This window comes from Aeromonas sp. Prich7-2 (assembly GCF_017939255.1).
Classification (GTDB): Bacteria; Pseudomonadota; Gammaproteobacteria; order Enterobacterales; family Aeromonadaceae; genus Aeromonas; species Aeromonas caviae.
Map to the genome: position 1 here is coordinate 1 of NZ_JAGKRI010000084.1, position 3,714 is coordinate 3,714.

Annotated in this window: 4 protein-coding genes; all 4 read left to right on the top strand. The window is 38.8% G+C overall.

The window, feature by feature from the left end; all coding sequences use genetic code 11:
• Positions 1-403: 403 nt before the first annotated feature.
• The 4 genes from J9892_RS14445 (at position 404) to J9892_RS14460 (ending at position 3,454) form a co-directional block, all read left to right on the top strand.
• Positions 404-811, top strand: a complete 408-nt coding sequence (locus J9892_RS14445) for an H-NS family nucleoid-associated regulatory protein (RefSeq protein ID WP_190283668.1) — start codon at positions 404-406, stop codon at positions 809-811.
• Positions 812-952: 141 nt separating this feature from the next.
• Positions 953-1,252: a hypothetical protein gene (locus tag J9892_RS14450; protein WP_202015744.1), complete on the top strand. Its 300-nt coding sequence runs from the start codon at positions 953-955 to the stop codon at positions 1,250-1,252.
• A 433-nt stretch (positions 1,253-1,685) separates the two neighbouring features.
• Positions 1,686-2,102, top strand: a complete 417-nt coding sequence (locus J9892_RS14455) for a hypothetical protein (protein ID WP_185227617.1) — start codon at positions 1,686-1,688, stop codon at positions 2,100-2,102.
• Between the two features lie 89 nt (positions 2,103-2,191).
• Positions 2,192-3,454 carry a relaxase/mobilization nuclease domain-containing protein gene (locus J9892_RS14460; protein ID WP_180911180.1) on the top strand — a complete coding sequence of 421 codons (1,263 nt, stop codon included), beginning with the start codon at positions 2,192-2,194 and terminating at the stop codon, positions 3,452-3,454.
• Positions 3,455-3,714 lie beyond the last annotated feature (260 nt).

Below are 3,714 nucleotides of genomic sequence, written 5' to 3' on the forward strand. Positions count from 1 at the left end.
CTGAAATGACGTGCAGTGACGATTAAAAAGTGTGAAGGCGATCCTGACTATAAAGTTAACTGCATATCACAGGCCTATAAGTATTTGTTTTGTAGGCAAAAAACTATTTTTAATTTTTAACAAAATGTTCACGATCTCGCCCTGGGGTACTGAGGGCTACGATTAGCAGAATGATTGTCGTCATCACCAGATCCCTGCCAGCATGAATAAACTAGTCTAGCAGTAACTAATGGAACCCGTTGAAGGTCGATCTCCGGTGAGAGGATTGCATGCAGTTCACGTTGAACGAACAAACATACCCTCCCTGTGCAACTTAAATAATTTATCGAAAAATATTGGCACCAAACTACTGCTAGGAGATAATGCTAGTCGATAAACAAATAACTTTTTAGGCGTGATATCCATGAACGATTTTATCAAAACACTGCTGAACATTCGTAGTCTCCGGGCTGCTTTGCGTGAACTGCCATTCGAACAACTGGTCGAGATTAAGAGCAAATTTGATGAGGTGTTTACAGAGCGTGAGGCTGCTGAGCTCCGATATCAGGAGGAAAATGCCGAGCGTCTGCGTAAGCTCGAGGAATTCAGCGAGATGCTGAAAAACGCAGGGATTGACCCCATCGAACTGGTTGGCAGTGCAGCTCCGTCGAAAGCTGAAGGAAAGGAAAAATCCAAGCGTGCGCCGCGTCCCGCAAAGTACAAGTATCACGAAGATGGCCAGGAAAAAACCTGGACTGGTCAAGGCCGTATGCCGAAAGCCATCGCTGAGGGCGTTGCTAGCGGAAAGTCCTTAGAGGATTATTTGATCTAATCCACAATTATCGTGGTATTGAAAGCAGCCGTAAGGCTGCTTTTTTTATTCATTCGACTATAATAAATTTTGTTTAGAGTGGCATGAGACATTTTTGTTAATGCTATTCGTCCATTACTCTACATGTATAGCGAGTGTTCGATGAAAATAATGACCACAAAAGAGGTTGAGGTTATAGCTGATATTCAGTGTGACGCATGCCATAAAAGCACAACTCCACATATGAACCAAAATTTGTATAATCCTCAGTTTGGGGCCCTGACTGCAAAATGGGGTTATGGTTCGAAACATGATGGTACGGCATATGAGGTACATCTATGTGAGGAGTGCTTTTTTACTGTGCTGAGTCAGATAAAAAATATGCGTAAAAATGATCATGCGGGTTATGTTGATGATCAATCATTTGGGAAGCTTTTATCTCATAGCCTTGAGCTTATATGACATCATTGGTTCGACCAGCTCTAGAAAAGGTATGTCTGTCATAGGATGAGAGCATACCTTTTTATATAAATTTAATCAGCCTATGCCATAGTTTTAATTTTACGGAAGAAAATTAAATTCACCATATAAGTCTAGTTAATTTCATATTTTAAATATTAACTTTCGCCAATGCCATTGATAACGTTAGTCGTTAAATTAATAATTTAGCTCAAAAAATTGTTGATATTATATTTAGTGTTTGCAATACTATAATTAGAGTGAGCATTAAATATTACCGCATAATTTAGCTCATTTCTGAATGTGACTTCGTATAAATTTATTGTATATTTTTTGAAAAAACGCTAAACCAGCTATGTTTTAATGTCTATTTAATAGGTTGGTTTGAAAAATACAACGCATAACACTACTAATAATTATTATAAAGGTGCAGGCAATGAACAGAAAACCACGATCTGGTAGACCCAAAAAATCAGCTGATGAAAAACGCAGTTTAATGCTCCGAATCTCATTTAATGCAGCTGAGCAACGTGTTTTAACTAAGCATAGTAAAACCTATGGCATTCCCAAAAAGTCTAGCCTGATTCGGTTTTTGGCTCTCCGGGAACCAGACAGTAATATCTCACCAGATTTTTCATATGATGATCGTGTGAGATTGCTCGAGGGGTTATACAATATATCATCGAATTTAAATCAAATCATGTTGTTGATTAGACAAGCTGAAGTCGGTAGTGACGTTTATAAATTTATTACTGACAGTAGTGATAACTCTCCAGTGATGCAGGCTTTATCATCTATAAATTCTCTGTTTATAGGAATTGAAAAAGCTCTGATTGGAGTGAAGTTGAAATGAATTTTGAAAAACACAGGTTCGGCCCAAACTTCCAGTACAGACTGTCTTATATTTACCGAGCTATACATATTGGTAGGAAACGAAAATCCATGCCATCACAGGTTTATCATCTCGGTGGTGGTGTAATTAATAGACCAAATATTACATTGAATGAAAGAGGTGAGGTCTCTGATTATGACATCGGGCCACTACTCATGGAGTTGAATATGCAGGCATCATTGTATGCAGGCACAGGAAACCAACTATGTGCACATTATTCACTATCATTGAGCCCTGATGAATCATTAACGCCATATCAATGTCTAGTTGCAGCTAGGCTGCTAATGAGTGAATTGGGATATGGTAGCGATACTCGATGGACATCTGTTATACACCGCGATACAAGCTCTCTACATGTACATGTTGTGGCATGTAGAGTAAAACTTGACAGAACCTTAGTTGATGATAGTAATGACTACGCTCGGGGTGTTGACGCTGCTCGAAAAATAGAAATTGAATTGGGATTGGCGAACTGTAAAAGTCCTGAAGCAAATTTCGGTCATGAGTATAGCATAGTCAATATTAAAAATGGCCGTGGTAGAGGGAGCTTTCATGCTATGCATGATCCCGCCTGTATAATTAGGGATGCAATGGACGTGGTTTTTAAAAACCAGCCGAACAACATGACTAAATTTGTCACTGGGTTGCGCGAGCATAATGTAATGGTCAAGCCGTGGAGAGCTGATAATCGTGAGCCACAGGGGATCTGTTACAGTATAGATGGTCAGCGATGGATATCAGGGACGAAAGTTAAAAAATCACGGGCTACTTGGTTTAAGCTGATCGAGCAAGGTATTGAATATTCACCTAGACGAGATGATTACAGTCTGAACTTGGGTGTTTCAAATGAATTAAATGAATTAAGCGATCTTAGAGTGATACCGTTTACTGCATTGATTCGTTGTACTAAAAAACAATATGCCAAGATGAAAAGATCAGTGCAGTCATTTGTGGATAAAAAAACATATGGTACATCGTCATTCTTTTTCCGGCTTCTAAGACTGGATTTTGTTTTGCTATCAGTCGAGGAACCGACAGACAGTTTTATATCAAATGCATTAGCACTGTTGAAAGACGTTTTGGCTACAATTTTTAGGAAAGGGCTGGAGGGGGTTCATGTAGGATCAAACGCATTGATTCCTGATGGATATGTCCCAGATATTAACTCAGGGAAAGATACTATTGATAAGCCAAACATGTTTTTCTTAGACAGAGAAAAACTTAAGAATGAAATTTTGAAGAACAATGAATGGATTGCTGATTGGTGTGGGGATCCCATATCACACGATCAAACCAAAGAAAAAAACATATAATAACAATAATAATGAGAGGTGTGGCATGGCTAATATGAGGTTGAATGCAAATCTGAGAACCGTATCATTTAGCAAAACCGTGAGTGTACTGGAAGAGCTGGAACTTAGTTCAGGTACATGTACAGGATCTTTAGCTACAACCAATTGAAATAGATAGAAAAAAGGCTTCGTTTGTGATCTGATTTAATCGCAAAAAAAAACCGACACGCCCGAAGCCATGACTATTATCAATGCAACCCAGTACCTCAAGCAACTTCTTA